The sequence below is a fragment of the Polaromonas sp. genome (assembly GCF_029945685.1).
GTDB lineage: Bacteria > Pseudomonadota > Gammaproteobacteria > Burkholderiales > Burkholderiaceae_C > Polaromonas.
This window is the reverse complement of the sequence record NZ_JAQSDA010000028.1, coordinates 277107-303178: the sequence shown is the minus strand read 5'-3', so window position 1 is coordinate 303178 and position 26072 is coordinate 277107. Positions and strand designations below refer to the sequence as shown.

Sequence of the window (26072 nt, the reverse complement as noted above, 5' to 3'; positions counted from 1 at the left end):
TTTTTTGCACAACAGTGTTGCAAAACGAGACTTTTTCACGCGTGCGTCAGAGGAGGCCTCACCCGGCCCCGGTCTGGGATGCCGGGTGGGTGCAGGCCGTCGGCGCGGGCAAGTTGGCGTCAGGCCGCCACGGGCATCGGCAGCTCGACGACAAATGAAGCGCCGCCGCCCGGCCGGGCTTCGCAGCGCACGCTGCCGCCATGGCGCTCGGTGATGGATTTGACCAGCGCCAGGCCCAGGCCCACACCGCCTTCGCGTTCGCTCGCGCCCGGCAGGCGATAGAAAGGCTCAAAAATGCGTTCGCGCTGGTCCGGCGGCACGCCTGGTCCGTGGTCGTTGACGCGGATCACGGCACGCCGCTGTGGCCCCGCGCCGGTCTGTCTGAGCTCGAGGCTGACTGCGCCGGTGCTGTAACGTCTGGCGTTTTCCAGCAGGTTGCGGATCAGGCGGCGCAACAGGCGCGCCGAGCCCTGCAGCGTCAGGCTTTCGGTCTGGGCCGCCGTGCCGAGTTCGGCCTGCACCCGCGCACATTCCTCGGCGGCCAGACCGGTCAGGTCCAGCAGCTCGAACGGTTCGGCGTCGGCCTGTTTGGTATCGAGCCGGCTGGCCAGCAGGATTTCGTCGATCAGCTGGTCGAGTTCGTTGATGCTGCGCGAGATTTCGGCGCGTTGCGTCGAGCCGGCGCCACCACCCATCAATTCCAGGCCCATGCGGATGCGCGCCAGCGGCGAGCGCAGCTCGTGCGAGGCGTTGGCCAGCAGTGACTTGTGCGAGGCCAGCAGGGCTTTCTGCGACTCCATCAGCGTCTCGATGCGCTCCGCCGCGTGGTTGAAACGCTCCGCCAGAAAAGCCACTTCGTCGCTGCCCTGGACCGCCACGCGGGCCGACAGGTCGCCGCTGCCCCAGCGCTCGACGCCGCGCTGCAGGCCCTCGAGCCGCTGCGTCAGCCGGCGGATGATGGGGTAGGCGCCCAGCGCGACAGCCAGCGCCACCACACCCAGCATCCAGCCAAAGCCGAAGGGGGGGCGGGTCCAGGAGCTGCCAGGCGGGCGTTTGGGCCGGGGCAGCTGCAGGTTCAGGGTCTGGCCGTCCCTGGTCGCCACATCAAACTCCAGGTCGTCCCCCCGTTTGCGGTCTGCTCTGGTTTGCGCCCTGCCGATGACTTCGCCGGCAGCGTTGTGCACCAGCACTTCGCGGATCGGCAGTTGTGGCGGGTCGGTGCTCAGCTGCCAGGCCGCACCGACCAGAAAGGCGAGCACCACCACAGTGGCCACCACGGCGAGCCAGATCCGGACATACAGATGCGAGGTAAAACGTGACCACATCGTGTGTAAGGCCCTAATCCTGCTGCTTGGCAAACACGTAGCCCACACCGCGCACGGTCAGGATGCGTTTGGGGTCCTTTGCATCGAGCTCGATGGCGTTGCGGATGCGGCCCATGTGTACGTCGATCGAACGGTCAAAAGCCTCAAGCTCGCGGCCGCGCACGGCTTCCATGATCTGGTCCCTGGAGAGCACGCGGCCGGCGCGCTCGGCCAGCGCCACCAGCAGGTCGAACTGGTAGGAGGTCAGCTCGCAGACCTTGCCGGAGACCGACACGGTGCGCGCATCGCGGTCAATCTCGAGCGAGCCGAAACGCATGGCCTGCTGGCTGCCGCCCGTGCTGGCGGTCTCGCCGCCGCGGCGCAGCACGGCGCGGATGCGGGCCAGCAGTTCGCGCGGCTCAAAGGGCTTGGGCAGGTAGTCGTCGGCGCCGATTTCCAGGCCGACAATGCGGTCCATCGGGTCACCCTTGGCGGTCAGCATCAGCACGGCCGTGCGGCCGGCGTCGCCGCCCAGGCCCTTGATGCGCCGGCACACTTCGAGGCCGTCCATGTCGGGCAGCATCAGATCGAGGATCACCAGATCGGGCTTGCAGTTTTGCAGTGCTTCCAGGCCCTTGCCGCCGTCGACCGCGTGGGTGAACCCGTAGCCCGACTGGCGCAGGTATTCCCCCACCATGGTCGCCAGGCGGGTGTCGTCTTCGATCATCAGAAGTTGCTGTGTCATGGGCGGATTCTCTGGGCGAGTGCTGGAGTGCTGGTCAGTGTAGCCACTGGCGCCAGCCGCCGGGCTGGTCGCCAGCACGTCGGTGGTGAAAGGGCTGGGGGGTCGGTCACTCATGGAGGCTCCTTCGTCAAATGACTGCCTCATGGTGCGCCCGGCGCAACAAGTCGCGTTAAAGCCGCCGTAAAGTTAGGTAAACCGTCGCAGCTCCCCGGGCCGGCTCGCCGGGGACGTCTCAAGTGCTATGAAAATAATAGCTGCCAGCGCCCTTGGATCAGGGGTTTGGAGGCATTTTCATGCGCGAAGCCAGCCACACCAGCAGCAGCACCGGCACCCCCAGCAAGGCCGTTCCCGTGAAAAAGCTGCTGTAACCAAACGCGTCCACGTAGGTGCCCGAGTAACCTGCCAGAAACTTGGGCAGCAGCAGCATCATGGAGCTGAACAAGGCGTACTGCGTGGCCGAATAGTTGATATTGGTCAGGCTGGAGAGGTAGGCGATGAAGGCCGCCGAGGCAATGCCGCTGGACAGGTTGTCGGCCGAGATCACGAAGATCAGCGCATGGACATCGTGGCCGAGCGAGCCCAGCCAGGCGAACAGCAGGTTGCTGCCGGCGCTCAGGACGGCGCCCAGCATCAGCACGCGCATCACGCCAAAACGCATGGCCAGCGCCCCGCCGACAAAAGCACCGACCAGCGTCATGATCACGCCGTAGATCTTGGTGACGGCCGCGACCTCGTCCTTGGTGTAACCCATGTCGACGTAGAAGGGGTTGGCCATGATGCCCATCACCACGTCGCTGATGCGGTAGACGGCGATCAGCATCAGGATCAGCGCCGCCTGTTTGCCGTAGCGGCGCAGGAAGTCGGCAAAGGGTTCGACCAGCGCGCTTTTCAGCCACTCGGCGGCGTTGCGCGCGGGCGGCAGCTCGCGCGGCGCAGGCTCGGGTGAAAACAGCACCGTCACCACGCCCAGCAGCATGGACGCCGCCATCGCGAAATAGGCGACCTGCCAGGCACCGTGCTGGTAGCCGATGACGCCGCCCGCACCGGCGACTTCGGCCCGCGCGGCGATCCACAGCACACCGGCGCCGGCCCAGATCATCGCCATGCGGTAGCCGGTCTGGTAGGCCGCCGCCAGCGCGGCCTGGCGCTGCACGTCGGCCGACTCGATGCGAAAGGCGTCCAGGGCAATGTCCTGCGTGGCCGAACCAAAGGCCACCGCCAGCGCGCACCAGACCACCGGCAGCAGGGCCACTTTGGGATCGGTCAGCGCCATGCCGACCAGGGCCGCCATGATGACGGACTGCGACAGCAGCAGCCAGCTGCGCCGGCGCCCCAGCAGGCGCGTCAGCAGCGGAATCGGCAGCCGGTCCACCAGCGGTGCCCAGACCCATTTGAAGCCATAAGCCAGCCCGACCCAGCTCAGGTAACCGATGGTGGTGCGGTCAATGCCGGCTTCGCGCAGCCAGAAACTCAGCGTGCCGAACACCAGCAGCAGCGGCAGGCCGGCGGAAAAGCCCAGCAGCAGCATGCGCAGGGTTGGGGCTTCCAGGTAGACGCGCAGGGTCTCGCCCCAACTGGGGCGCGCGGCCGGGGCGGGAGCGATTGGGGAAAGTTGAGCTTCAGAAAGCGGCGTTGGCTGACGTTTTGCCTGGGGATCGTCGGATAAGGTCTCGCTCATGCAGGAATAATACGCTGTGGGCTTTTCGCCCGGCCGAACGGAACCTGCCCTTTATTTGGAGAGAAGGCGATGACACTTGCATTGAGACTGACCCTGGCGGCCTTGTCCGCGGCCTTGTTGCTGGGCGCGGCGCCGGCCCAGGCCCAGCGCGAGGGGGTGGCCGTCGGCGGCAACTCGGGCTTCACCAAGCTGGTGCCGGCGGGGGAGATCGAGCAGGCCTCCCGGCAGCAATACGCCAAGATGATGCAGGAGGCGGCGGCCCAGAAGGCCCTCGCTCCCGCCAGCCATCCGCAGCTGCAGCGTCTGCGCCGGATTGCCGAGCGCGTCATCCCGCATGCCGTGGCCTGGAACCCGCGTGCAAAGGACTGGCAGTGGGAGGTAAACCTGATAGGCAGCAAGCAGATCAATGCGTTTTGCATGCCGGGCGGAAAAATTGCCTTTTACACCGGCATCCTGGACCAGCTGCAGCTCAATGACGACGAGGTCGCCATGATCATGGGCCACGAAATGGCCCATGCCTTGCGCGAACACGCGCGAGAGCGCATGGGCAAGTCGGCGGCCACCAACATCGGTGCCAGCCTGCTGTCCAATCTGCTGGGCCTCGGGGACCTGGGCCAGACCGTCGCAGGTCTGGGCGTGGATCTGCTCAACCTGCGTTTTGGCCGTGAAGACGAGTCGGAGGCCGATCTGGTCGGCATGGAACTCGGCGCGCGTGCCGGCTTTGACCCGCGCGCCGGCATCACACTCTGGCAGAAAATGGCCGCCGCCAACAAAGGTGCACCGCCGCAATGGCTGAGCACCCATCCGGCCGGCGCCACGCGGATCGCCGACATGGAGCGCAACCTGCCCAGAGTGATGCCGCTGTACGAGCGGGCGCGAAAAAGCTGAGTGCATGAGTACCCCGCAGCAGGATTTCCAGAAGTTTCTCGATCGGCAGCGCGCCGACTACCGGCGTGCCCTGCCGGAGAAAATGGCGCACATCCGCTCGCTGTGGAACGCGGTGGCCTGCGGCGACGGGACGGCGCCGCAGGCGGAGCTGGAGCGCCTGGTGCACACGCTGGCAGGCACGGCCGGCACCCTCGGCTTTCATGCAGTGGGCGCAGCCGCCAAGGCGCTGGAACTGCTGCTCGAGCAGGCCTCGTCCGCCGGTCAGGTACGCTTGTCACCCCAGTGCGCCGATATTGCCCTGGCCGTTGCCGAACTGCAGGCCAGCCTGCCGGCCGATGAACCTCTTTCCTGACCAAGGACGATAGCCATGAGCAAAACACTTGCCCGCATTCTCTATGTCGAAGACGAACCCGATATCCGCATGGTGGCGCAGATGGCCCTGGAGGCGGTCGGCGGCTTCACCGTGATCGCCTGTCCATCCGGCAGCGAGGCCCTGGCCGCGGCACCGACCGCCCAGGCCGACCTGCTGCTGCTCGACGTCATGATGCCGGGCATGGACGGCCCGAGCACGCTCAAGGCCCTGCGCGCGCTGCCTGCCACGGCCGGCACGCCGGTGATTTTCATGACGGCCAAGGTGCAGGCCGCCGAAGTGGCGCAGTACCGCGAGCTCGGTGCGATCGACGTGATTCACAAGCCCTTTGATCCGATGGAGCTGTCGGCGCAGATCAGCCGCATCTGGGCGCAGCAAGGGCAGTAAAAGGTCATCTGCGTCTGCCGCGCGGCAGCAACGGTTCCCGACCAGAAACGGATTCGCTGCCGGCCCTTCAAGCCAGACCTGTTCCAGGACCCCGTCCCATGCCCCATCCCCTCCCGCCGGATCTTCCTGGCACCCCGGCGCCGAGCCGTCACGACCCGGCTTCGCTGTCCGCCTGGGCGCCCCTGAGTTCGCCGGTCTTTCGCATGTTGTGGGGCACCTGGATGGTCGCCAACATCTGCATGTGGATGAACGACGTCGCCGCTGCCTGGCTGATGACCTCGCTGACCACTTCGCCGATCTGGGTGGCGCTGGTGCAGTCCGCCTCGACGCTGCCGGTCTTCCTGCTGGGCTTGCCCAGCGGGGCCCTGGCCGATATCCTGGACCGGCGCCGCTACTTCATCATCACGCAGTTCTGGGTGGCTGTTGTGGCCCTGGCGCTGTGCCTGACGATCGTGATGGGTGCCATGACCGCGCCGCTGCTGCTGGCACTGACCTTTGCCAACGGCGTCGGGCTGGCCATGCGCTGGCCGGTGTTTTCGGCGATTGTTCCGGAGCTGGTGCCGCGCGCGCAGTTGCCGGCGGCCCTGGCCCTCAATGGCATCGCCATGAATGCCTCACGCATCATCGGTCCGCTGGTGGCGGGCGCGCTGATTGCCGGTGCCGGAAGCGAATACGTTTTCATCCTGAACGCCGTGCTTTCGCTGGTGTCCGGTTTTGTGATCATGCGCTGGCGCCGCGAACACGTGCCCAGCCCGCTCGGCCGCGAGCGCCTGATCAGCGCCATGCGTGTCGGCGTGCAGTTCGTGCGCCAGTCGGCGCGCCTGCGCGCGGTGATGCTGCGGGTGGCCTTGTTCTTCTTTCATTCCACCGCCCTGCTGGCCCTGCTGCCGCTGGTGGCCCGCGGCCTGCACGGCGGCGGTGCCGGCATCTTCACGCTGCTGCTGGCGTCCATGGGCTCGGGCGCGATTTTTGTGGTGGCCTTCCTGCTGCCGCGGCTGCGCCGCAGCCTGTCCCGCGACGCGATGGTGCTGGGCGGCATGGGCCTGCAGTCGGCAGCCACGGCCGTCATCGCCTTTGCGCCGAATGCCTACGTCGCCGCGCCGGCCATGTTTCTGGCGGGCGCGGCGTGGATCACCACCGCCAACACCCTGAGTGTGTCGGCGCAACTCGCCTTGCCCGACTGGGTACGCGCGCGCGGCATGTCGATTTTCCAGATGGCGATCATGGGTGCCAGCGCACTGGGCGCGGCGGTCTGGGGCCAGATCGCCACCGTCACCAGTGTCCCGACCAGCATGTTGATCGCGGCATCCACAGCGATGGTGGCCATGGGTGCCACGCAACTGCTGCTGCGCGACCGCAGCATCGAGGAGGACCTGACGCCCTCGCGCGAATTCAAGGTACCCAGTGCGGAAGCGCCACCCCTGACCGGCCAGGTGCGCACCATGATCGAGTACCGCGTCGATCCGGCCCGGGCCCTCGAATTTCGCACGCTGATGCAGGAAAGCCGGCGCAGCCGCCTGCGCCAGGGGGCGCTGGCCTGGGAGCTGCTGCGCGACATCTCGGACCCGGGTCGTTACATCGAGCAGATCACCGACGAATCCTGGACCGAACACCTGCGCCGCTTTGACCGCGTGACGGCGGGCGACGTGGCCTTGCGCGACCGCAAGCTGGCGTTTCACCGCGGCGAGACGCCACCTGTGGTGACGCGGCTGGTGCTGGAGAGCTGACAGCGTTTTGTGGCCGGGCTGACCCCCCTGCCGGAGGGTCGCAATTTTCCCTGATCGATTTGGGCGTGCCCCACACCTCCGCGGCGCAGTCAACCAGCGGGCCGTATGAGAAGGAAAAAGACGCCTTCAGCCCGTGGGGTATGCGCCGCAAGCTCACTTATTCATAGCGTTCTGGTGCCTCAGGGGAGGGTCTACTCCCCGGCAGGGTTCAGACCAGCACCATGGTGAAGTCGGCCTTGCCGACACTGCATTTCGGACAGACCCAGCCCGCGGGCACCGCGGCCCAGGGCGTTCCCGGGGCGATGCCGTCTTCGGGCCGGCCGGCCGCCTCGTCATAGATGAAACCGCAGACGACACACAGGTAGACGTTCATGAATTCCTCACTGGGGATGATGGGGGTTGAAAGCGGGCCTTGTCAGTCGTCATCGTTGGCCTGCCCGGCCGCCTGGCTGTTCCAGGCCTTGGCCGGGATCAGTCCGTGGCTTGACTGCTGCCATTCCCAGGCGCCGAAGGCCAGTACGGCGAGCAGCAGCAAGGCGGCCAGCCAGACACGGTTCTTCGGCATCAGGTCCGGCCCCTGGCCGGCGATCCGGCCGGTCAGCATGGGCAGGGCCTGGTTTTTCCGACGCAGCAGGCTCAGGCCCGCGATGAGCGCCAGGTGGGCCAGAACGACGAACAGGAATGCTTCTCCGAAAAACTCGTGAACCTCTTCCAGCCAGTCGCCGCCGAGAAAGTTGCCCCAGTCGTTGTAGGTGGCATAACCGCTTAGCGTCAGCGGCACCACCATCAGCAGCAGGGCCACCACGGCCAGCGCCATCAGGAGGTTCTGGCCCTGCCGCCAGTTGATGCCGGCCGCTGATCGGCTTTGCGTGAGCGACCTCAGCCAGGCCGGCGCGCCGGCCAGCTTGCGCCACATCAGGCCCAGGCCCGCCTGGCGCGGACCCAGCAGGCCGTAGAGCACACGAAACACCAGCAGGCCGGCCAGGGTGTAGCCGAGCGTGACATGCAGCAGCCGCCAGCTTTCGCCGTCGGCGGTCAGGTAGGCGCCCAGAAAGCTCAGCGCAAAAAGCCAGTGGAACATGCGCGTGGGCGCGTCGGTCACCCGGCGGCCCGGCGTGGGCGTTGCCGGCGCTGTCTGGGCAGTGGTATGGATGGAGGGGGTGGCATGCATGGTGGTTCTCCTTGGGTTCAGTCGTTCCAGGCCCGGCGGTAACGGGCGTCGAGCCCGGCCGGGAAGCGGATGTTGTCGTCGTTGAAATCGCCCTTGTCGGCTGCGGTGTGGCAGGCCGCGCAGTTGGCCGCGCTCTTGACGCTGGCGTGTTTCCAGACGGCCGGATCGACCTTGCGGTGTTTGCGTTCAAACCAGGCCGAGCGGGTGATGCGGTCCTGCGGTGGCTCTTCTGCGACGCGTTTGTAGGTGCCCGCGTTGGCCTTCAGCCAGACGCTGAGTTGTTGCACTGTGGCCGCGTCCAGCGAGGCGTCGGTGCCGTAGTGTTTGTCCAGGCCGGTCATGATGCGTTGCCAGGAGCGGGCCGGCAGCATGCCCGGCGGGTAGGCGGTGTGGCAGGCGGCGCATTCCTGGGTGTAGGCCGCAGGCATGTTGCCGGGCAGCAAACGGCTGCTGTCGGCCCGGACCAAGGCGGGCAGCACAGCTAGGGCAAAGGTGGCTGCGATCAACAGGGAGCGGACGTTGGGGAGGGTGTTCATGAAGAAACTCCGGTGGGGGAACGGCTAGGGCTTGAGGCTGTTGAGGTAGGCCAGCACGTCGGCCTTTTCGCCAGCGCTGCATTCGCGACTCAGCACATCCTTGCAGTTGCGGCGGAACCATTTGTCCACCTTGGCGGTGTCGGTGAAGGCCTTGGGGTTGAAGGCCGGGGCCAGCGGTGCAATCGACTTGCTGGTACTGGCGTGTTTGCCCTGCGCCGTAGGTGGCGTGCCGTGGCATGAGGCGCAGGACCATTCGCCGCCATGTTTGGTATTGAAAAATGCCCGGCCTTTGTCGGCATTGCCCGGGGTACCGGCCTGGGCGCTCCAGTGGCTGAGCTGCTCTGCGGGCGAGGTGTCGGCCGCCTGGCTGGTGGCGGGCAGGAGCGCACTGGCCAGCGTGGCGGCCAGCAGGAGGGCTGCGGGAAAGAAGGTACGGAGCACGGTCATGACTTGGCTTTTTGCGTTTTGGGTGGGTGTTGGCGGATGTTGGCCGGTGTGGCAGGCGATGGGATGTATTTTTGGCAAGGGCGCTTGAACCCATCCTGAAGACGCCGTTCATCTGCGGTTCACAATGGGGGCAGGACAATCACGCCATGACCTCCGCCCAGCCTTTCCTCTTCGCCGGCAAACGCCACCGTTCGCGGCCGGGCGGGTTGTGGGTGCTGGCGCTGCTGGTGGGCAGCCTGGGCCTGCAGCCGGCCTGGTCCGGCAGCAAGGACGACCACAACCGTGCGCGCCAGGCGGTTCAGGCCGGGCAGGTGTTGCCGCTGCGCAGCATGCTGGAACGGCTGGAGCGCGAGCATCCGGGCCAGGTCATGGAAGTCGAACTGGAACAGCAAGAAGAAGACGGCCGCTGGATCTACGAAGTCAAGCTGCTGCAGCCGCAGGGCCAACTGGTCAAGCTCAAGCTGGATGCGCGGACCGCCGCCCTCTTGCCCGCCAAGGGCAACAGCAAAAGCGACGAGCGCCGCACCGGCCGTGATGCACGTCCCTGATACTCCGCTGCCAGCCCATGCGCATCCTCCTGGTTGAAGACGAACCCACGCTGCGTGCCCAGCTGCGTGCCGGCCTGGTGGAGGTCGGCTACGCGGTGGACGAGGCCGACAACGGCCGCGATGCCCACTTCCTGGGAGACACCGAAGCCTTCGATGCCGTGGTGCTCGACCTGGGCCTGCCGGTGCTTGATGGCCTGACCGTGCTCAAGCGCTGGCGTGACAGCGGGCGAACGATGCCGGTGCTGATCCTGACGGCGCGCGACAACTGGAACGAAAAGGTGGCCGGCATCGACGCCGGGGCCGATGACTACCTCACCAAACCTTTTCACATGGAAGAGCTGCTGGCACGTGTACGCGCGCTGATCCGCCGTGCCAGCGGCCTGGCCTCGGCGGTGCTGCAGTGCGGCGCGCTGGCGTTGGACACACGCAGCGGCCGCGTCACGCTGGCCGGCCAGCCCGTGAGCCTGACCAGCCATGAGTACAAGGTGCTCGATTACCTGATGCACCGCCCGGGCGCCGTGGTGTCGCGCACCGAACTGACCGAACACATTTACGCCCAGGATTTCGAGCGCGACTCCAACACCATCGAGGTCTTCGTGGGCCGCCTGCGCCGCAAGCTGCCGCCCGAACTGATCGAAACGGTGCGCGGGCTGGGTTACCGGCTGGTGTCCCCGACATGAGCCTCTGGCGCCGGGCCACGTCACTGCGTTTGCGGCTGCTGGCCGCGACGCTGGTGGCACTGGCGCTGGCGCTGCTGCTTGCGGGCGTGCTGCTCAGTGGCCTGTTTCGCGACCACGTGATGCGGCAGTTCGAGGCGGCCCTGACGCAGCAGCTCGACCAGCTCACCGCCCGGCTTGAATTCGATGCTGCTGGCCAGCCGCTGATCGACCCTCAGGCCCTGTCCGACCCGCGCTGGCAAAAGCCTTATTCGGGGCTGTACTGGCAGCTGGATCGCACCACCGCCGATGGCCTGTCCCGCGCGGGCGTGCTGCGCTCGCGCTCGCTGTGGGACACCAGCCTGCCGCTGCTCGCCGACGAACTGGCCGATGGCGCGGTGCATGTGCACCAGGGCAAGGGTCCGCTGGACGCCCCATTGCTGATCCTGGAGCGCAAGGTAAAAATAGCCGAACAGCCCGATGCCCGCTGGCGTATCGTGGTCGCGGCCGACATGCAGGAAGTCACCGGGGCCGTGGACAGCTTCAACGGCGTGATGGCCGCGTCGCTGGCGGTGCTGTTGGTGTTGCTCGTGCTGGCAGCACTGGCGCAGGTGGCGGTGGGGCTGTCGCCTCTGCGCGCCATGCAGCGCGCACTGGCCGATGTGCATGAAGGGCGGACGCAGCGCCTGCAGGGGCGCTTTCCCACCGAAGTGCAGCCGCTGATCGACGATTTCAACGATGTGCTCGACCGCAACACCGAGGTGGTAGCGCGCGCGCGCACCCAGGCGGGCAACCTGGCTCATGCGCTCAAGACGCCGCTGTCGGTGCTGGATCAGGCCGCGGCCGGGACGCTGGCAGTGCACGACAGCGAACTGGCCCGGCTGGTGAAGGAGCAGGTCGGGCTGTCGCGCCGCCACATCGACTGGCACCTGGCCCGCGCCCGTGTGGCCGCCACCCAGCGCCTGCCCGGCCAGCGCACCGCGGTCGGGCCGGTGCTGGCCGGCCTGGTGCGGGTGATGGAGCGGGTCCACGCCGCAAGAGGCGTTTCCATCACCGTGCTGGCTGCCGAAGCGCCGCTGTTTTTTGCCGGCGAGGAGCAGGATTTGCAGGAAATGCTGGGCAATCTGCTGGACAACGCCTGCAAGTGGGCAGGTTCCACCGTGACGGTCCATGCCGAACCCGTTGCCGGCAGTGCGCCGCCCCAGATACAGATCCACATCGAGGACGATGGCCCCGGCATCGAGGCCGGACATCTCGCTTCAGTGGGAGCCCGGGGCGTGCGCCTGGACGAGTCGGTGCCCGGCACGGGGCTGGGCCTGGCCATTGTGCAGGACCTGGTCGGCCTGTACGGAGGTGGGCTCACCCTGGAGCCAGCCGCTGGCGGCGGGCTGCGTGCCACCTTGCGCCTGCCGGCTACAGGTCCGCAACCGCCTGCCTGAGATTTCAGCGCCGGACCGGGTTGCCGCAAGCGTTCTCCCGTTTCAGCTCGCCGGTGTTTCGCGGGCGCAGAGTTTGCTGATGCGCGCCAGCAGCTCTGCCGGGTGGAAGGGCTTGAGCAGGTAGTCGTTTGCGCCGGCCCGAAGTGCTTTTGCAACGTCCTGCTCCTGGGCTTTGGCGGTCAACATGATGATGGGGGTTGACTCCCATGCAATCCTGTCGCGCATCACCCGGATCAGGCCGAATCCGTCGAGGTAGGGCAGCGCAATATCGAGGACCACGATGTCCGTGGATGCGTTCTCCTCCACGTATTTCCTGGCCTGCCGGCCATCCTGGCACAGGTGGACTTGGAAACCCTCGCGCTCCAGCATGAAGACCAGCAGGTACGCGATGGACTCGTCGTCTTCGACCACCAGGACGGCGGGCAAGGCCGCTGCCGGCTCCTCCTGAGCCGGAGAAGGCTCGGCCTCCGGTGGCGGCGGTGTGGGGTCGGTGGTCATGGGGTATTTTCTAAGGAAGGGGAAATATCAATCCGGTGAGGACCCGCTCAATAGTTGCCCTGTTCTCCCGGATGGCCCGTTCTGGCCGTTTTCCGGGACCGGTTGCGTGACCCTTGTGTGGCCAGACCCCGCGGGGTCCGTATCAAAGCTGCAGCTGGTAGTCCACCGAGGTCGGAAACTGCAGGGGCCTGTAAATTGCCTCGCTTGGGTCCAGGGACGCCACGGCCTGCGTGGCCAGTTGGTGGACAGTTCGACAAAAAGACCTAGAAATCATCGAGATTCAAAGGGTTCTGCTGCACGAATGGGGCGCTGACTGGAAGTCGTCGCTGAATCCGGGGCTGTCTGCAAACGGCGACGGATTCAACCGGTCATTGATTTCAACGCTACCAGACGCCGCCCATGTAGGCAGCACGAACGGCTGGGTCGGTCGCCAGGGAAGACGATGCGCCTGAGTGAACGATCTGGCCCTCATCCATGACGTAGGTGCGTGATGACAAAGACAGCGCGGTGCCGACATCCTGCTCCACCAGGAGGATCGAAATGCCGAGTTCATTGACGCGGTGTAACGCCCCCGCGATTTCGCGGACCGTGAGGGGGGGACGGGCCCAGTGAAAGCGCGTCGATCATCAGCAGTTGCGGGGCGGCCATCAGGCCACGATCGATGGCGCACATCTGCTGCTCTCCACCGGACACCGTCGTTGCGTCCTGAGAGGACCGTTCCAGGAGTTTAGGGAAGATGCCGTAGACAGTCTTGAGTGATGACGATGCCCGCAAGGGCGCTCTGCACAAAATCCGGGAGCGACGTGACGGCGCAATGCGGCCACCCCGCCATCGGGGGAGTGAATGATTCCGAGATACCGCAGACGTGACCTTCTGGCCGGGCGCGGAAGAACTTCGGTATGGGTGGCTGCGGGTCCGGCATGGTGGACCGGTGTGGCGGAAAAAGTCGGGTATGACTAATTTCACGTTGGCGTATCTGTCGCCGACGACTAAATTTTGGGCTGCCTGCTTACAACCTCTGTGAGCAGGAATTGGCGTTAGATGCTGGAGACACTCTTCCATCTTGCTGAACTCAAAGTGTCGTCGATCCACTCGTTCTTGCCGAATTTTTCAATCTACCTTTGCCTACTCATGAAAAAATATTTTCTTTGTGTCTTGTTGCAGTGGTCATGTCCATGAATCACTTTGTCCCAGTGGTAGATGCCCCCAGCGCACCTGCCCATGCCTCGCAGCAGGCCCGCCGTCCGTGCTGTGCCGCTGCGTTCGGGTGTCAGACCCTGGCGCAACCGCGCCACCGCGCGGGAAATCCGGCATTTTCTTTCTCAATCCATGGCTGATGACCATCAAGACCCCTTCACTCTTCACTTCACTTTTTCCATCACTTCATGAAACCAGTACTCAAACACATTTTCCAGCTCAAGCGCACCTACGAAAAACTGCCGTTTTTCGATTTCTTGCGCGACGACGAACTGTCCACGCGCGAACGCCTGGCCTTCTTCCCATGCATGGCGTCTTTCATCATGAGCTTTGGAGACTTGAACCGCCTGGTGCTGCGCAGCGAGCCCACTGATGACCCGTGGCTCAAGATGATCAATGCGCACACTTATGAAGATGACCACCATTGGCCCTGGTACCTGGAAGACTACACCAAGCTGGGGCATGACGACACAAAGCAGACGCCTGGCGACACCCTGCGCTTCCTGTATAGCGATGCAACCATTCAGAACCGTCTGCTGGCCCATCGGCTGGCGCACCTGGTCTGGGGGGCCGAGCCCGTGGTCCGGCTGGCCATCATTGAAGCCATTGAGGAAACCGGCAATATCCTGTTTGCGCTGACCTCGAAGATCGCTGCGCAATACCAGCGGGAAACGGGCGTGGAGCTGCGCTATTGCGGTGAATTCCACTTCAATCTGGAATCGGGCCACGCCATGAACAACGACCACGCCGAGCTGGCCCAGATCACTCTGGACGCCATTCAGCAGCAGGACGCGTTGCAGCGCGTGGACCTGGTGTTTGAGTGGTTTGCCTTGTGGACGCACGAACTGCTGGCTTATGCCAACGGCTCGGCCCAAGGCGCGCCCCGTACAGCGCAGGCCGAAGCTGAATTGACAGCTTGACCGTGCCCTTGTCCAACGGACGAACCGCCATGAAAGCAATTTGAAATGAACGTCGTGACGGCCGCCGCGAGCAACCGGCTGGTGGCGTGCCGTCGGGGTGCATGCGATCGTGTGGGAGCTGACACTGGTCATCCAGTTGCCAACGTCACTTGTGACGGGCGGGTGCCCCGTAAGGCGTAGTCTGCGTATGGGTACCTTGTCATGGGAGACCACAACCAATGCGCCTTGACAGCTGGAGGAAAGTGCATCCAATGCTCGCACTGATTGCAAAGCAAGGCGCTTGCCCGGCTCATCTTGTGGCGGCATTTCAAGGGACTTTTCTTCAGGTGACCGGCCCTGCGTTGTGTCGCTTTTCTACCTTGCTGCGTCGCATGCTGACATACGGTAGCGCGAACAAGTACAGACCGCTGAATGGAAGCAACAAGAGCGGGGCCTCCACGCATGTCACCTCCGGACGCAAGTCGAGAAGCCTTTGAACCTCCTGAGGGTACAAATTCAGCATCAATCATTCTGGAGCGACGCCAGACGTTTGTCCATCCGTAACCCACGAGCCCTGACCGTGTCGCCGCCTGCGCTTAAACGTTGGCGCGCACCGAGCATTGCAGTGGACGACAGGTCTGGGCGAGCCGTCCGGCGGGAGTGAAGGATTGTTCCGGGTCGCAAGCCGCCCAACTCACCGGCTCAAATCTGGAAGTCGTAGTCCACCGTGATCGGCGCGTGATCGGAAAACCGCTGGGTTTTGTAAATCGTTTCACTTTGGGCCAGGGCCGCCACGGCCGGCGTGGCCAGGTGATAGTCGAGCCGCCAGCCCACGTTTTTTGCGTAGGCCTGGCCGCGGTTGCTCCACCAGGTGTAGGCCTCGTCGGTGGCCGTTGGCTGCAGCTTGCGGTAAACATCGACCATGCCGCCGCCGCGTGTGGCTTTCACGGCGGGCTGGCCGGTGCCTTCCGTGAGTTCCTCGAGTGCATCTTCTGCCGCTTCCGCGTCGCGCAGCAGTTCGCTCATCCAGGCGCGTTCTTCCGGCAGAAAGCCGCTGTTCTTTTTGTTGCCCTTGAAGTTTTTCAGGTCAATCTCCTGGTGCGCGATGTTGATGTCGCCGCACAGCACGAAGTCGCGTGTTTCCTTGAGCTTGGCCAGGTAGGGGTAAAACTCGGCCAGGAAGCGGAACTTGGCTGCCTGCCGCTCCTCGCCGGAGGAGCCGCTCGGAAAGTAGCAACTGATGATGGACAGCTTGGGCGCCTGTTTGCGGCCGGGCCTGTCAAAACGCAGTTCCACATAACGGCCTTCGGCGTCGAATTCGGTCGAACCGTAACCGGTGATCACGTCGCTGGGTTCATGGCGGGTGTAGATGGCGACGCCGGAGTAACCCTTTTTCTCGGCGAAATGAAAGTGGCCCTTGAGCCCGGCGATGTCTTCGAAACGGCCGGCCACGTCGGCCGCCTGGGCCTTGAGCTCCTGCATGCAAATACAATCCGGCTGGGTTTGAGCCACCCATTCGGGCATGCCCTTGGTGGCGGCGGAACGGATGCCGTTGAGGTTCAGGCTGGTTAATTTAAACATGGGACTTCCAATGAGCATCAAAAAGGGTACGCCAGCGCAGCAACAGGACAGCCGCCCAAGCGCCGAAGAGGGCGGGCTTGCGCAGGAATTCGTGCAGTTTGCCATCGAGTCGGGCGTGCTGCGTTTTGGCGAGTTCAAGACCAAGGCCGGGCGCCTGAGCCCCTACTTTTTCAATGCGGGGCTGTTTGACGACGGCGCCAAACTCGGCCGGCTGGCGCAATTTTATGCGCGCGGCCTGCTGCTCGAGGAGAAAACGCGCGGCCTGCAGTTCGACATGATTTTTGGCCCGGCCTACAAGGGTATTCCGCTGGCGGCGGCGGTGGCCGTGGAACTCGCCCGCCTGGGCCGCAACGTACCCTTTGCCTACAACCGCAAGGAAGCCAAGGACCACGGCGAAGGCGGCACACTCGTCGGCGCGCCGGTCCGGGGGCGGGTGTTGATCATCGATGACGTGATTTCCGCCGGCACCGCCACGCGCGAATCGATCGCCATCATCCGGGCGGCCGGGGCCACCCCCCATGCGGTGGCGATCGCGCTGGACCGGCAGGAAAAGGCCACGGAAAACGGCCAGGACGTCAACTACAGCGCTGTGCAATATGTTACGAACCAGCTGGGGCTTCACGTTTTCGCGATTGCCCGTTTGACCGACTTGCTGCAGTATCTGTCTGAGGCGAGTCGCGCGCCGCAAGAGGGTGCGGAACTTGCCACCGGCGAATCGCTTCAGACCCATTACCAGCATGTGCTGGCTTACCGACAGCGCTACGGCGTGGATTAAGGACCTTGGCGATGCAAATGCGTGTTCAGATGATGGCGGCTGTGGTCTGGACCGCACTGGCCGCAGGCGTGAGCAGCATCGCCCAGACCCAGGGCATCTACAGCTGTGTCGATGCTGCGGGCCGCAAGATCACCGCGGACCGTCCGATTGCCGAATGTATTGACCGCCCGCAGCGGCAAATCAATCCTTCGGGCACCGTCAAACGTGTGGTCGGTCCCTCGCTGACGGCGCAGGAAAAGGCCGCGCAGGAGCAGAAAGACAGGGTGGCCGCCGAAGTGCGCGCCCGCGAGGCAGAGGAAAAGCGTCGCGACCGGGCGCTGCTGCTGCGTTACCCGAGCCGGACCGTACATGACAAGGAGCGCGCCGAGGCGCTGGAGCAGATCGACGAAGTCATCAAGGCCGCGAGCAAGCGCACGACCGAACTGGCCGGCCAGCGCAAGGCGATTGATGCCGATTTCGAGTTCTACAAATCCGATGCGGCCAAGGCCCCGGCCTCGCTCAAGCGCCGGCTGGAGGAGAACGACAGCAGCGTGGCGGTGCAGAAGCGTTTTATCGCCGACCAGGAGGCGGAGAAAAAACGCGTCAATATGCGTTTCGACGAAGAACTGGTCAAGCTCAACCAGCTGTGGGCGATGGGCGGTGCGACGCCCGCCGCTGCGGCAGCGCCCACCGCCAGAAAGTAGACCTTCAAGAAAAAAGGCCATCAGCCTTTGCTGGTATTGCGGAAGACGCTACCTTTTTGGTAGCAATCTGCCGCCATTCCAGCCAAACTTCAGCCCAGCTTTTTCTTCAGCAGCTCATTGACCTGGGCGGGGTTGGCCTTGCCCTTGGTGGCTTTCATGGCCTGACCGACCAGGGCATTCATGGCCTTGGCATTGCCGGCCTTCACCTCTTCCACGTTTTTGACATTGGCAGCCAGCACGTCATCAATGATTTTTTCGAGCTCGCCGGTGTCGCTCATCTGTTTGAGACCTTTGGCCTCGATGATGGCATCCACATCCGCGCCTTCGGCCGTCCACAAGGCGTCGAACACCTGCCTGGCAGCGTTGTTTGAAACCGTGCCATCGGCGATCCGGGTTATCAGGACGGCGAGTTGCGCCGCACCGACGGCCGAGGCCTCGATCGGTTTTTCTTCATTGTTCAGTCGCCTGGACAATTCGCCCATCACCCAGTTGCTGGCCAGCTTGGGTTGTTTACTGGCTGCTGCCACAGCCTCGAAATAGGCCGCGACCGCCTTGCTTTGGGTAACCTGGCCGGCGTCATATTCAGGCAGGCCATAGTCCGCTACAAAACGCGCGGCCATCACTCGCGGCAGTTCACTCATCTCGGCGCGGGTCTTCTCGACCCAGTCGCGTCCAATCACCAGCGGCGGCAGATCCGGATCAGGAAAGTAGCGGTAATCCGCCGCATCTTCCTTGGTGCGCATGGCACGTGTTTCTCCGGTGTCCGGGTCGAACAGCACGGTGGCCTGCTGGATCGCATGGCCGTCCTCGATCTGTTCGATCTGCCAGCGGATCTCGTAATCGATCGCCTGCTGCATGAACTTGAAGCTGTTCAGGTTCTTGATCTCGCGGCGCGTGCCGAGCTCGGCGCCGGGCTTGCGCACCGACACATTGGCGTCGCAGCGGAAGCTGCCTTCCTGCATGTTGCCGTCGCAGATGCCGATCCAGGTCACGATTTTGTGCAGCTCTTTCGCGTACGCTACCGCTTCCGCGGAAGAGCGCATGTCGGGCTCGGTGACAATCTCCAGCAGCGGCGTGCCGGCGCGGTTCAAATCGATGCCGCTCATGCCGATGAAGTCTTCATGTAGCGACTTGCCCGCATCTTCTTCCAGGTGCGCACGCACCAGGCGCACGGTCTTTTTCTCGTCTCCGAGGAAAAACTCGACCATGCCGCCCTGTACCACCGGGATCTCGAACTGGCTGATCTGATACCCCTTGGGCAGGTCGGGGTAGAAGTAGTTCTTGCGCGCGAACACGCTGGCCTCGGCAATGTGCGCATTGACGGCCAGGCCGAACTCGATGGCGCGTTGCACCGCGCCCTTGTTCATCACCGGCAGGGCGCCGGGCAGCGCGAAATCCACCGCAGAGGCCTGCGTGTTCGGCTCGGCGCCAAACGCGGTCGAGGCCCGGCTGAAAATTTTCGATAACGTGGTCAGCTGGGTGTGGGTCTCAAAGCCGATGATGACTTCATAACCCTGCACCAGCGGCCCGGTGGGCCGGCCGGCCTGCATCCGGGCGAAGGAGTTCTCGGTGGTTGGGGTCTGGCTCATTTTCAGATTCACTCAAATGCCTGTGGGCTGGCGCAGGTGCCAGTCGGTCGCCAGCTGGAACTGGTGCGCCGCACCCAGCAACTGTGCTTCCTTGAAATAGTTGCCGATCAGCTGCAGGCCGACCGGCATGCCGCCCTCGCCAGAACCGGCCGGCACACTCATGCCGGGCAGGCCCGCCAGGCTGGACGACAGCGTGTAGATGTCGGCCAGGTAGTTGGCGACCGGATCGTCTCCCTTTTCGCCGATCTTCCAGGCGACTGTGGGTGACACCGGGCCGGCGATGATGTCGCACTGCGCAAAGGCCTTCTGGAAATCTTCGGCGATCAGGCGGCGGATTTTTTGCGCCTTCAGGTAATAGGCATCGTAATAACCGTGCGACAGCACATAGGTGCCGATCATGATGCGGCGCGTCACCTCGTCGCCAAAACCTTCGGAGCGCGACTTCTTGTACATGTCGGTCAGGTCGCTATAGGTGGCCGCTCTGTGTCCATATCTCACGCCGTCGAAACGGCTCAGGTTGCTGCTGGCCTCGGCCGGGGCGATCACGTAATACACCGGGATCGACAGCTCGGTCAGCGGCAGGCTCACGTCCACCAGCGTCGCGCCCAGCTTCTCGAACTCGGCCAGCGCGCCGCGCACGGCTTTGAGCACGTCGGCCGAGCAGCCGGCGCCGAAAAACTGCGTGGGCAGCCCGATTTTCAAGCCTTTTAGCGGTGTAACGCCTGTTCCTTGAGCGCCGGTAGCTATCAAATCAGTAGCGTAATCCAGCGCCGGCAGGTCCAGTGAGGTGGAATCCCGGTCCGGGTCGGGCCCGGCCATGCTCGACAACAGCAAGGCGCAGTCCAGCGCGCTTCGCGCCATCGGGCCGGCCTGGTCCAGGCTGGAGGCAAACGCCACCATGCCGTAACGCGAGCAGCGGCCGTAGGTCGGCTTGATGCCGGTGATGCCGGTCAGGGCGGCCGGTTGGCGGATCGAGCCGCCGGTGTCGGTGCCGGTGGCTGCCGGCACCAGCCGTGCGGCCACGGCCGCTGCCGAACCGCCCGAGGAGCCGCCCGGCACGCGGGTGATGTCCCAGGGGTTCTGCACGGGTTGGTAGGCGCTGTTGTCGTTGCCCGAACCCATGGCGAACTCATCGCAGTTGAGCTTGCCCAGGGTCACCATGCCGGCGCCGCCGTGTACGCCGAGTCGGGCCACCACAGTGGCGTCAAACGGGCTGCGGTAGTTTTCCAGCATCTTCGAGCCGGCCGTGGTCGGGAAGTCGCGCGTGACAAAAATATCCTTGTGCGCCAGCGGCACGCCCAGCAGCGGGGTGCGTTCGCCGGTGGCCAGGCGGGCATCGGCCGCCCGGGCCTGGGCCAGCGACACCTCGCGGTCGGTGGCAAGGAAAGCGCCCAGGCCGGCATGGTTGTCGACGCGGGCCAGGAAGTGTTGCGTCAACTCGAGGCTGGACACCTCGCGCGCTGCGAGCTTGGCCGCGAGTTGGGCGACGCTGAGGTCATGCAGATCGGTGCTCATCGCTTACTCAATCACTTTGGGGACCAAAAACAGTCCGCGTTCGACCGCCGGTGCGCTTTTCTGGCTTTCCTCGCGCTGGTTGGTTTCAGTTACCACGTCGTCGCGCAGTCTGAGGGCCACCTGACCCAGCACCGCGGCAGGATGAGCCAGCGGTTCCACGCCTTCCGTGTTGACGGCGTCCATCTGTTCGACGAGGGCAAAAAAGCCGTTGAGTTGCCTGAGCGTGTGCTCGGTTTCGTCGGGGCGCAACTCCAGCCTCGCCAAATTGGCGACACGTGCGATGTCTTGGGATGTCAATGCCATGGGTAAAACAGGGGCTAAAACCAGGTGTAAAGATGAAATAATGGGCAGGGTGCCGCCCGGTGATTTACAGGGGATGCGTTATTATCCCGCCTTTGATGAGAAATCAGGGGCGGATGCACGCTTTAGGCGCGGTTTACGCTCTGGAATCAAGGTGTTGTCCCATTTTCCTTTCCATCGACTCTTTTTGACCACTCACAATCATCACAACAGGCGATAGGGCAACGAAGTTTGTTCCATGCCCAAAACCGGACTTTCCCACCATGTTTGAAACTTTCCGTCGGTATTTTTCCACCGACCTGGCGATTGACCTGGGTACCGCCAACACCCTGATTTTTGTACGTGACCGTGGCATTGTGCTGGACGAACCCTCGGTGGTTGCCATTCGCCACGAAGGCGGGCCCCAGGGCAAAAAAACCATCCAGGCCGTCGGCCACGAAGCCAAGGCCATGCTCGGCAAGGTCCCCGGCAACATTGAAGCCATCCGGCCGATGAAAGACGGCGTGATCGCCGATTTCACCGTCACCGAGCAGATGCTCAAGCAGTTCATCAAGATGGTGCATCCGCGCAGCTTCTTCAAGCCGAGCCCGCGCATCATCATCTGCGTGCCCTGCGGCTCGACCCAGGTCGAACGCCGCGCGATCCGCGAAAGCGCCCTCGGCGCCGGTGCCAGCGACGTCTACCTGATTGAAGAACCGATGGCCGCGGCGATCGGCGCCGGCCTTCCGGTCTCCGAAGCCAGCGGCTCCATGGTGGTCGACATCGGCGGCGGCACCACCGAGGTCGGCGTGATCTCGCTGGGCGGCATGGTCTACAAGGGCAGCGTGCGTGTTGGCGGCGACCGTTTCGACGAGGCCATCATCAGCTACATCCGCCGCAACTACGGCATGCTGATCGGCGAGCCGACGGCCGAAGCCATCAAGAAAAACATCGGTTCGGCCTTTCCCGGCTCCGAGGTCAAGGAGATGGAAGTCAAGGGCCGCAACCTGTCCGAAGGCGTGCCGCGCAGCTTCACGATCTCGAGCAACGAGATCCTCGAAGCCCTGACCGACCCGCTCAACAACATCGTCAGCGCCGTGAAAACCGCGCTCGAGCACACGCCGCCCGAACTCGGCGCCGACATCGCCGACCGCGGCATGATGCTGACCGGCGGTGGCGCTCTGTTGCGCGATCTGGACCGCCTGCTGGCCGAGGAAACCGGCCTGCCAGTGCTGGTGGCCGAAGACCCGCTGACCTGCGTGGTGCGCGGTTGTGGCATTGCGCTGGAGCGCATGGACCGCCTCGGCTCCATCTTCACCTCTGAATGAGTCAGGGCGCCGGGTGCGCGTGACGGCCTGCACTGCTTTGCGCCAGGTCCGGCCCTGTGGCCCGTTTGACAGCCTGCCATGCCTTTAGGAACCCTGGACCGCACGCCGCCCCCGTTTTTCAAACAGGGGCCTTCGGCCTTGTCCAAGCTGATGTTTTTCAGCGCATTGGCCCTGTTCCTGATGGTGGCCGACCTGCGTTTCAAGATCACCCAGCCTGTCCGCGCGGCGGTGGCGACGGTGCTTTACCCTGTGCAGTGGCTGGCCCTGCAACCGGTTCGGGCGGCGCAGTACGGCGGCGGTTATTTCACTGCCCTGAGCCAGGCCCGTGCCAGCGAGGAGGCGGCCCGCCAGAAACTGGCGACGCAGTCGCTGCGCGCCAGCCAGGTCGAGCAGCTGGCCCTCGAAAACTCGCGCCTGCGAAAGTTGCTCGATCTGCGCGAACAGGCGGCCCTCACCGGTCAGGCTGCGCAGGTGCTTTACGACGCACCCGACCCCTACACCCGCAAGGTCATCATCGACAAGGGCATGCTCCAGGGCGTGGCCCTCGGTTCGCCGGTGTTGGACGAGTCTGGTGTGCTGGGCCAGGTGACCCGCGTCCATCCACTGGTCAGCGAGGTCACTCTGGTGATTGACCGCGACCTGGCCATTCCCGTGCTCAACACCCGGACCGGCGCGCGCAGCGTGGCCTTCGGCGAGCCGACCAGCCATGGCGGCGGGCTGGAGCTGCGATTCATGGGCAGCAATTCCGATGTGCAGCAGGGCGATCTGTTGACGACCAGCGGAGTCGACGGTGTTTATCCCCCGGGGCTGCCGGTGGCCAGAATCGACCGGATAGAGCGCCGTGCCGAATCGGCGTTTGCCCGGATCTCCTGTACTCCGCTGGCCCAGGTCAATGCCGCTTTCCATGTGATGGTGGTCAAGCCCGTGTCGGGGGAAACACTGCCTTTTGCCGCCACAGAACCCGCGCCCGTACCCGCCAGAAAAGGAGCCGGCAAATGATCATGCCCTCCGGTCAGCAACTGCTGCTGCCCGCCAACCCGGTGTTCATCTGGACCAGCCTGATAGCGGCCCTGTTGCTGGACATGCTTCCTCTCGGGCGGGTGCCCTGGATGCCGGATTTCCTGGCGCTGGTGCTGGTGTTCTGGAATATTCACCAGCCGCAGCGTGTGGGGATCGGCCTGGCTTTCATGTTCGGGCTGGGCATGGATGTGCACCAGTCGGCCCTGCTCGGCCAGCATGCGCTGGCCTACACGGCCCTGAGTTTTTTCGCCACCATGATCCACCGCCGGCTGCTGTGGTTCACCGTGCCCTCCCAGGCGCTGCAGATTCTGCCGCTGTTCGCCCTGGCGCACGGCGCGGAAATCATCATCCGCATGATCAGCGGCGGTGTTTTCCCGGGCTGGTTGCTGTTGCTGGCGCCGCTGGCCGAGTCCCTGCTGTGGCCGGTGATCAGCGTGATGCTGCTGGCGCCTCAGCGCCGGGCACCGGATCCCGATCAGAACCGGCCCTTGTGAAGCCCCCACGGTCGTTCACTGCTTGTAACTCCCGAGGCCTTGCAGGCCGCGGCTCGCGGGACGCTTCGCCTCTGTCGCCTGTCCAAAGCTGCGCAGGCAGCTTTGGAGCCGTAGGTTCCAGCCCCTCGGGGGCCGCTGCGCCTGCGGCCCGGCGAAGCCGGTTCCGCGGCCCCCGCTTGAACGGGGAGGCGGATTGCAGACGGAGTGCTTTGCAAATGGGGGCACTTTTTCCGCCAGCCCTGAGTCCTACTGGCCATGACTGAACTCAGAAACGTCGAGGCAGACCTTTCACGTTTCCGTGCGAGGGTGCTGGTGGCCGGGCTGGTGATTCTGTTCGCTTTCATGCTGCTGGCTGCCCGCCTGGTCTTTTTGCAGGTGGTGCGGCACGATGACCTCAACGAGCAGGCCGAGAGCAACCGAACCGCCGTCGTTCCCATCGTGCCCAACCGCGGCCTGATCCTTGACCGCAACGGAATTGTGCTGGCCACCAACTATTCGGCGTACACGCTCGAGATCACGCCTTCCAGGGTGGCCGATCTGGAGGAAACCATTGAGGCGCTGGGGCGTCTGGTGGAGATTCACCCGCGCGACAAGCGCCGCTTCAAGAAGTTGCGCGAGGAATCCCGCAATTTCGAGTCGTTGCCAATCCGCACGCGGCTGACGGATGAAGAGGTCGCCCGTTTTGCGGCCCAGCGTTTTCGCTTTCCCGGCGTCGACATCAAGGCACGGCTGTTTCGCAGCTACCCGAACGGCGAGCTGGCCAGCCACGTGGTGGGCTACATCGGGCGCATCAACCGTGCCGAGAAGGAACGGATCGAGGAGAGCGACGAGGAAGGCAATTACCGGGGTACCGACTACATCGGCAAGCTCGGCGTTGAGCAGAGCTTTGAAGCCCAGTTGCATGGCAACACCGGCGTCGAGCAGGTGGAAACCTCGGCGGGTGGCCGCGCGGTGCGCAAGCTCGCCAGCACGGCGGCGGTGCCGGGCGACACGGTGATGCTGTCCATCGACATCAAGCTGCAGAAGCTGGTGGAAGACCTGTTTGGCGACCGGCGCGGTGCGCTGGTGGCCCTGGACCCGACCACCGGGGAGGTGCTGGCCTTCGTCAGCAAACCGACGTTTGATCCCAACCTGTTTGTCGACGGCATCGACAGTGAAAGCTGGCAGGCGCTCAACGAGTCGATCGACAAGCCGCTGCTGAACCGGGCACTGCGCGGAACCTACCCGCCGGGCTCCACCTACAAGCCATTCATGGCGCTGGCGGCGCTGGAGTCCGGCAAGCGGCAGCCCGGCAGCATCACCAACGACACCGGTTCCTGGATGTTTGGCGGCCACCAGTTCCGCAGCCATGGCGCCGGGCTGGGCCCGGTGGACATGTACCAGAGCATTGTTAAGTCGAGCAATGTCTACTACTACTCGCTGGCCAATGACCTGGGTGTCGACGCCATGCATGACTTCATGAAGCCGCTCGGCTTCGGGCAGATCACCGGCATCGACATCAACGGTGAAGTGCGCGGCGTACTGCCCAGCCAGGAGTGGAAGCGCAAGACCTACAAGCGGGCGGACCAGCAGAAATGGTATCCCGGAGAAACCATTTCACTGGGCATCGGCCAGGGCTACAACGCATTCACCATGCTGCAGCTCGCGCAGGCCACTGCGACGCTGGCGAACAACGGGGTCCGCCATAAACCGCAGTTGGTGATCGCCACGCAAAATCCGATGACGCGGGCCATCGAACCCATTGCCCCGCAACCTCCGCAGAACTTGGGCTACAAGCCGGAAAACGTGGCGGTGATCCGCAAGGCACTGGTCGGTGTCACGCAGGAGGGCACGTCGACCCGGGTGTTTGCGGGTGCCGGCTACCTCAGCGGCGGCAAGACCGGCACAGCCCAGGCGGTGGGTGTCGGCCAGAAGGACAAATACGACGCCCGCAAACTCGAAGAGCACCAGAGGGACCATGCCCTGTACATGGCTTTTGCGCCGGCAGACCATCCGAAAATTGCGCTGGCGGTGGTGGTGGAAAACGCGGGCTTCGGCGCGGCCCATGCGGCGCCCATTGCCCGGCGCGTGTTTGACTACGTACTGCTCGGCCAGTACCCCAGTGAGGTGGACATGGCTGCCGTGCAAAAGGGACTGGCTGCGGCACCCATCGGCAAGCCGCGTCTGGCCGCTGAGATGACAGGATTACTGACCGGCGGTGCAAACGGCCTGGCGCCGCAAACCAGGGCCGTGACTGCGGCCAACGCCGCCCGTGCTGCGGTCATCACCGAGGCCATTGGCAAGCTGACCCCCCCTCCGCCAGAGGCAGACTAGGGTCT

Annotated in this window: 26 protein-coding genes; 14 read left to right on the top strand and 12 right to left on the bottom strand. The window is 64.4% G+C overall.

All coding sequences use genetic code 11. The features are described 5' to 3' along the window. Nucleotides 1–119 precede the first annotated feature (119 nt). From PSV26_RS22065 to PSV26_RS22055, 3 genes are all read right to left on the bottom strand, one after another. Nucleotides 120–1325, bottom strand: coding sequence for an ATP-binding protein (locus tag PSV26_RS22065; RefSeq protein ID WP_300574172.1), 1206 nt, complete (start codon nt 1323–1325; stop codon nt 120–122). A 13-nt stretch (nt 1326–1338) separates the two neighbouring features. Continuing rightward, nucleotides 1339–2049 (bottom strand): response regulator transcription factor, encoded by a 711-nt coding sequence (locus tag PSV26_RS22060; protein ID WP_300574328.1) that lies wholly within the window; start codon nt 2047–2049, stop codon nt 1339–1341. Nucleotides 2050–2320: 271 nt separating this feature from the next. Next, the gene (locus PSV26_RS22055) at nt 2321–3727 is read right to left on the bottom strand and encodes an AmpG family muropeptide MFS transporter (RefSeq protein ID WP_300512084.1); all 1407 of its coding nucleotides are present in this window, start codon (nt 3725–3727) and stop codon (nt 2321–2323) included. A 69-nt stretch (nt 3728–3796) separates the two neighbouring features. Between PSV26_RS22055 and PSV26_RS22050 the strand changes: the two genes are divergently transcribed. The 4 genes from PSV26_RS22050 to PSV26_RS22035 all read left to right on the top strand — a co-directional run bounded on the left by PSV26_RS22050 (nt 3797) and on the right by PSV26_RS22035 (nt 7099). Beyond that, nucleotides 3797–4615, top strand: a complete 819-nt coding sequence (locus PSV26_RS22050; RefSeq protein WP_300512085.1) for a M48 family metallopeptidase — start codon at nt 3797–3799, stop codon at nt 4613–4615. A 4-nt stretch (nt 4616–4619) separates the two neighbouring features. Then, a complete protein-coding gene (locus PSV26_RS22045) occupies nt 4620–4967 on the top strand; it encodes an Hpt domain-containing protein (RefSeq protein WP_300574169.1) in 348 nt (115 codons plus the stop codon). Nucleotides 4968–4982: 15 nt separating this feature from the next. After that, nucleotides 4983–5372 carry a response regulator gene (locus tag PSV26_RS22040; protein ID WP_300512087.1) on the top strand — a complete coding sequence of 130 codons (390 nt, stop codon included), beginning with the start codon at nt 4983–4985 and terminating at the stop codon, nt 5370–5372. 98 nt (nt 5373–5470) lie between these two features. Next, nucleotides 5471–7099 (top strand): MFS transporter, encoded by a 1629-nt coding sequence (locus tag PSV26_RS22035; protein WP_300512088.1) that lies wholly within the window; start codon nt 5471–5473, stop codon nt 7097–7099. Between the two features lie 208 nt (nt 7100–7307). On the opposite strand, the gene PSV26_RS22030 is transcribed toward PSV26_RS22035, so the two are convergent. Genes PSV26_RS22030 through PSV26_RS22015 form a run of 4 tightly spaced genes read right to left on the bottom strand, consistent with a single transcriptional unit; the run spans nt 7308 to nt 9253 of the window. Beyond that, a complete protein-coding gene (locus tag PSV26_RS22030) occupies nt 7308–7472 on the bottom strand; it encodes a rubredoxin (protein WP_300574166.1) in 165 nt (54 codons plus the stop codon). Nucleotides 7473–7514: 42 nt separating this feature from the next. Beyond that, a complete protein-coding gene (locus PSV26_RS22025; protein ID WP_300574163.1) occupies nt 7515–8270 on the bottom strand; it encodes a cytochrome b/b6 domain-containing protein in 756 nt (251 codons plus the stop codon). Between the two features lie 17 nt (nt 8271–8287). Further along, nucleotides 8288–8806 (bottom strand): diheme cytochrome c, encoded by a 519-nt coding sequence (locus tag PSV26_RS22020; protein ID WP_300574160.1) that lies wholly within the window; start codon nt 8804–8806, stop codon nt 8288–8290. Between the two features lie 24 nt (nt 8807–8830). Beyond that, a complete protein-coding gene (locus PSV26_RS22015) occupies nt 8831–9253 on the bottom strand; it encodes a DUF1924 domain-containing protein (protein ID WP_300574157.1) in 423 nt (140 codons plus the stop codon). Between the two features lie 146 nt (nt 9254–9399). Here PSV26_RS22015 and PSV26_RS22010 point away from each other — a divergent pair, with 146 nt between their 5' ends. From PSV26_RS22010 to PSV26_RS22000, 3 genes are read left to right on the top strand one after another with little or no spacing between them, the layout of a single operon-like run. Beyond that, nucleotides 9400–9801 carry a PepSY domain-containing protein gene (locus PSV26_RS22010; RefSeq protein ID WP_300512111.1) on the top strand — a complete coding sequence of 134 codons (402 nt, stop codon included), beginning with the start codon at nt 9400–9402 and terminating at the stop codon, nt 9799–9801. A 17-nt stretch (nt 9802–9818) separates the two neighbouring features. Continuing rightward, nucleotides 9819–10481 carry a response regulator transcription factor gene (locus PSV26_RS22005; protein ID WP_300574155.1) on the top strand — a complete coding sequence of 221 codons (663 nt, stop codon included), beginning with the start codon at nt 9819–9821 and terminating at the stop codon, nt 10479–10481. Further along, entirely contained in the window at nt 10478–11896 is a 1419-nt protein-coding gene (locus PSV26_RS22000) for a sensor histidine kinase (protein ID WP_300574152.1), read from the top strand. The genes PSV26_RS22005 and PSV26_RS22000 overlap by 4 nt, the downstream gene beginning before the upstream one ends. Before the next feature lie 42 nt (nt 11897–11938). On the opposite strand, the gene PSV26_RS21995 is transcribed toward PSV26_RS22000, so the two are convergent. Next, complete coding sequence (locus PSV26_RS21995; RefSeq protein WP_300574149.1) at nt 11939–12394, bottom strand: response regulator transcription factor; 456 nt, start codon at nt 12392–12394, stop codon at nt 11939–11941. Between the two features lie 1385 nt (nt 12395–13779). Here PSV26_RS21995 and PSV26_RS21990 point away from each other — a divergent pair. Then, complete coding sequence (locus PSV26_RS21990) at nt 13780–14511, top strand: hypothetical protein (protein WP_300574146.1); 732 nt, start codon at nt 13780–13782, stop codon at nt 14509–14511. A 681-nt stretch (nt 14512–15192) separates the two neighbouring features. Here the strand turns inward: PSV26_RS21990 and PSV26_RS21985 are convergent. Further along, nucleotides 15193–16071 (bottom strand): exodeoxyribonuclease III, encoded by an 879-nt coding sequence (locus PSV26_RS21985; protein WP_300574143.1) that lies wholly within the window; start codon nt 16069–16071, stop codon nt 15193–15195. A 10-nt stretch (nt 16072–16081) separates the two neighbouring features. Here PSV26_RS21985 and pyrE point away from each other — a divergent pair, with 10 nt between their 5' ends. Together pyrE and PSV26_RS21975 are read left to right on the top strand one after the other, a co-directional pair. After that, on the top strand, nt 16082–16846 hold the full coding sequence (gene pyrE, locus PSV26_RS21980; RefSeq protein ID WP_300574140.1) for an orotate phosphoribosyltransferase: 765 nt from the start codon (nt 16082–16084) through the stop codon (nt 16844–16846). An 11-nt stretch (nt 16847–16857) separates the two neighbouring features. Beyond that, nucleotides 16858–17529 carry a DUF4124 domain-containing protein gene (locus PSV26_RS21975; RefSeq protein WP_366946023.1) on the top strand — a complete coding sequence of 224 codons (672 nt, stop codon included), beginning with the start codon at nt 16858–16860 and terminating at the stop codon, nt 17527–17529. An 89-nt stretch (nt 17530–17618) separates the two neighbouring features. Here the strand turns inward: PSV26_RS21975 and gatB are convergent, their stop codons facing one another. Genes gatB through gatC form a run of 3 tightly spaced genes read right to left on the bottom strand, consistent with a single transcriptional unit; the run spans nt 17619 to nt 20936 of the window. Then, entirely contained in the window at nt 17619–19079 is a 1461-nt protein-coding gene (gene gatB / locus PSV26_RS21970; RefSeq protein WP_300512174.1) for an Asp-tRNA(Asn)/Glu-tRNA(Gln) amidotransferase subunit GatB, read from the bottom strand. 51 nt (nt 19080–19130) lie between these two features. Continuing rightward, the gene (gene gatA, locus PSV26_RS21965) at nt 19131–20633 is read right to left on the bottom strand and encodes an Asp-tRNA(Asn)/Glu-tRNA(Gln) amidotransferase subunit GatA (protein WP_300574137.1); all 1503 of its coding nucleotides are present in this window, start codon (nt 20631–20633) and stop codon (nt 19131–19133) included. 3 nt (nt 20634–20636) lie between these two features. Continuing rightward, a complete protein-coding gene (gene gatC / locus PSV26_RS21960) occupies nt 20637–20936 on the bottom strand; it encodes an Asp-tRNA(Asn)/Glu-tRNA(Gln) amidotransferase subunit GatC (RefSeq protein WP_096699112.1) in 300 nt (99 codons plus the stop codon). 260 nt (nt 20937–21196) lie between these two features. Between gatC and PSV26_RS21955 the strand changes: the two genes are divergently transcribed. The 4 genes from PSV26_RS21955 to mrdA all read left to right on the top strand — a co-directional run bounded on the left by PSV26_RS21955 (nt 21197) and on the right by mrdA (nt 26067). Continuing rightward, nucleotides 21197–22240 (top strand): rod shape-determining protein, encoded by a 1044-nt coding sequence (locus PSV26_RS21955; protein WP_077592290.1) that lies wholly within the window; start codon nt 21197–21199, stop codon nt 22238–22240. 78 nt (nt 22241–22318) lie between these two features. Then, on the top strand, nt 22319–23239 hold the full coding sequence (mreC, locus tag PSV26_RS21950; protein ID WP_300512124.1) for a rod shape-determining protein MreC: 921 nt from the start codon (nt 22319–22321) through the stop codon (nt 23237–23239). After that, nucleotides 23236–23754, top strand: coding sequence for a rod shape-determining protein MreD (mreD, locus tag PSV26_RS21945; protein ID WP_300574134.1), 519 nt, complete (start codon nt 23236–23238; stop codon nt 23752–23754). Before mreC ends, mreD begins: the two co-directional genes overlap by 4 nt. A gap of 255 nt (nt 23755–24009) precedes the next feature. Further along, the gene (gene mrdA / locus PSV26_RS21940) at nt 24010–26067 is read left to right on the top strand and encodes a penicillin-binding protein 2 (RefSeq protein ID WP_300574132.1); all 2058 of its coding nucleotides are present in this window, start codon (nt 24010–24012) and stop codon (nt 26065–26067) included. Nucleotides 26068–26072 lie beyond the last annotated feature (5 nt).

Excerpts from the sequence above, each read along its gene's own strand:
- PSV26_RS22065 (WP_300574172.1), bottom strand. The coding sequence starts at position 1,325 with ATGTGGTCACGTTTTACCTCGCATCTGTATGTCCGGATCTGGCTCGCC.
- PSV26_RS22060 (WP_300574328.1), bottom strand. The coding sequence starts at position 2,049 with ATGACACAGCAACTTCTGATGATCGAAGACGACACCCGCCTGGCGACC.
- PSV26_RS22055 (WP_300512084.1), bottom strand. The coding sequence starts at position 3,727 with ATGAGCGAGACCTTATCCGACGATCCCCAGGCAAAACGTCAGCCAACG.
- PSV26_RS22050 (WP_300512085.1), top strand. The coding sequence starts at position 3,797 with ATGACACTTGCATTGAGACTGACCCTGGCGGCCTTGTCCGCGGCCTTG.
- PSV26_RS22045 (WP_300574169.1), top strand. The coding sequence starts at position 4,620 with ATGAGTACCCCGCAGCAGGATTTCCAGAAGTTTCTCGATCGGCAGCGC.
- PSV26_RS22040 (WP_300512087.1), top strand. The coding sequence starts at position 4,983 with ATGAGCAAAACACTTGCCCGCATTCTCTATGTCGAAGACGAACCCGAT.
- PSV26_RS22035 (WP_300512088.1), top strand. The coding sequence starts at position 5,471 with ATGCCCCATCCCCTCCCGCCGGATCTTCCTGGCACCCCGGCGCCGAGC.
- PSV26_RS22030 (WP_300574166.1), bottom strand. The coding sequence starts at position 7,472 with ATGAACGTCTACCTGTGTGTCGTCTGCGGTTTCATCTATGACGAGGCG.
- PSV26_RS22025 (WP_300574163.1), bottom strand. The coding sequence starts at position 8,270 with ATGCATGCCACCCCCTCCATCCATACCACTGCCCAGACAGCGCCGGCA.
- PSV26_RS22020 (WP_300574160.1), bottom strand. The coding sequence starts at position 8,806 with ATGAACACCCTCCCCAACGTCCGCTCCCTGTTGATCGCAGCCACCTTT.
- PSV26_RS22015 (WP_300574157.1), bottom strand. The coding sequence starts at position 9,253 with ATGACCGTGCTCCGTACCTTCTTTCCCGCAGCCCTCCTGCTGGCCGCC.
- PSV26_RS22010 (WP_300512111.1), top strand. The coding sequence starts at position 9,400 with ATGACCTCCGCCCAGCCTTTCCTCTTCGCCGGCAAACGCCACCGTTCG.
- PSV26_RS22005 (WP_300574155.1), top strand. The coding sequence starts at position 9,819 with ATGCGCATCCTCCTGGTTGAAGACGAACCCACGCTGCGTGCCCAGCTG.
- PSV26_RS22000 (WP_300574152.1), top strand. The coding sequence starts at position 10,478 with ATGAGCCTCTGGCGCCGGGCCACGTCACTGCGTTTGCGGCTGCTGGCC.
- PSV26_RS21995 (WP_300574149.1), bottom strand. The coding sequence starts at position 12,394 with ATGACCACCGACCCCACACCGCCGCCACCGGAGGCCGAGCCTTCTCCG.
- PSV26_RS21990 (WP_300574146.1), top strand. The coding sequence starts at position 13,780 with ATGAAACCAGTACTCAAACACATTTTCCAGCTCAAGCGCACCTACGAA.
- PSV26_RS21985 (WP_300574143.1), bottom strand. The coding sequence starts at position 16,071 with ATGTTTAAATTAACCAGCCTGAACCTCAACGGCATCCGTTCCGCCGCC.
- pyrE (WP_300574140.1), top strand. The coding sequence starts at position 16,082 with ATGAGCATCAAAAAGGGTACGCCAGCGCAGCAACAGGACAGCCGCCCA.
- PSV26_RS21975 (WP_366946023.1), top strand. The coding sequence starts at position 16,858 with ATGCAAATGCGTGTTCAGATGATGGCGGCTGTGGTCTGGACCGCACTG.
- gatB (WP_300512174.1), bottom strand. The coding sequence starts at position 19,079 with ATGCAGGCCGGCCGGCCCACCGGGCCGCTGGTGCAGGGTTATGAAGTC.
- gatA (WP_300574137.1), bottom strand. The coding sequence starts at position 20,633 with ATGAGCACCGATCTGCATGACCTCAGCGTCGCCCAACTCGCGGCCAAG.
- gatC (WP_096699112.1), bottom strand. The coding sequence starts at position 20,936 with ATGGCATTGACATCCCAAGACATCGCACGTGTCGCCAATTTGGCGAGG.
- PSV26_RS21955 (WP_077592290.1), top strand. The coding sequence starts at position 21,197 with ATGTTTGAAACTTTCCGTCGGTATTTTTCCACCGACCTGGCGATTGAC.
- mreC (WP_300512124.1), top strand. The coding sequence starts at position 22,319 with ATGCCTTTAGGAACCCTGGACCGCACGCCGCCCCCGTTTTTCAAACAG.
- mreD (WP_300574134.1), top strand. The coding sequence starts at position 23,236 with ATGATCATGCCCTCCGGTCAGCAACTGCTGCTGCCCGCCAACCCGGTG.
- mrdA (WP_300574132.1), top strand. The coding sequence starts at position 24,010 with ATGACTGAACTCAGAAACGTCGAGGCAGACCTTTCACGTTTCCGTGCG.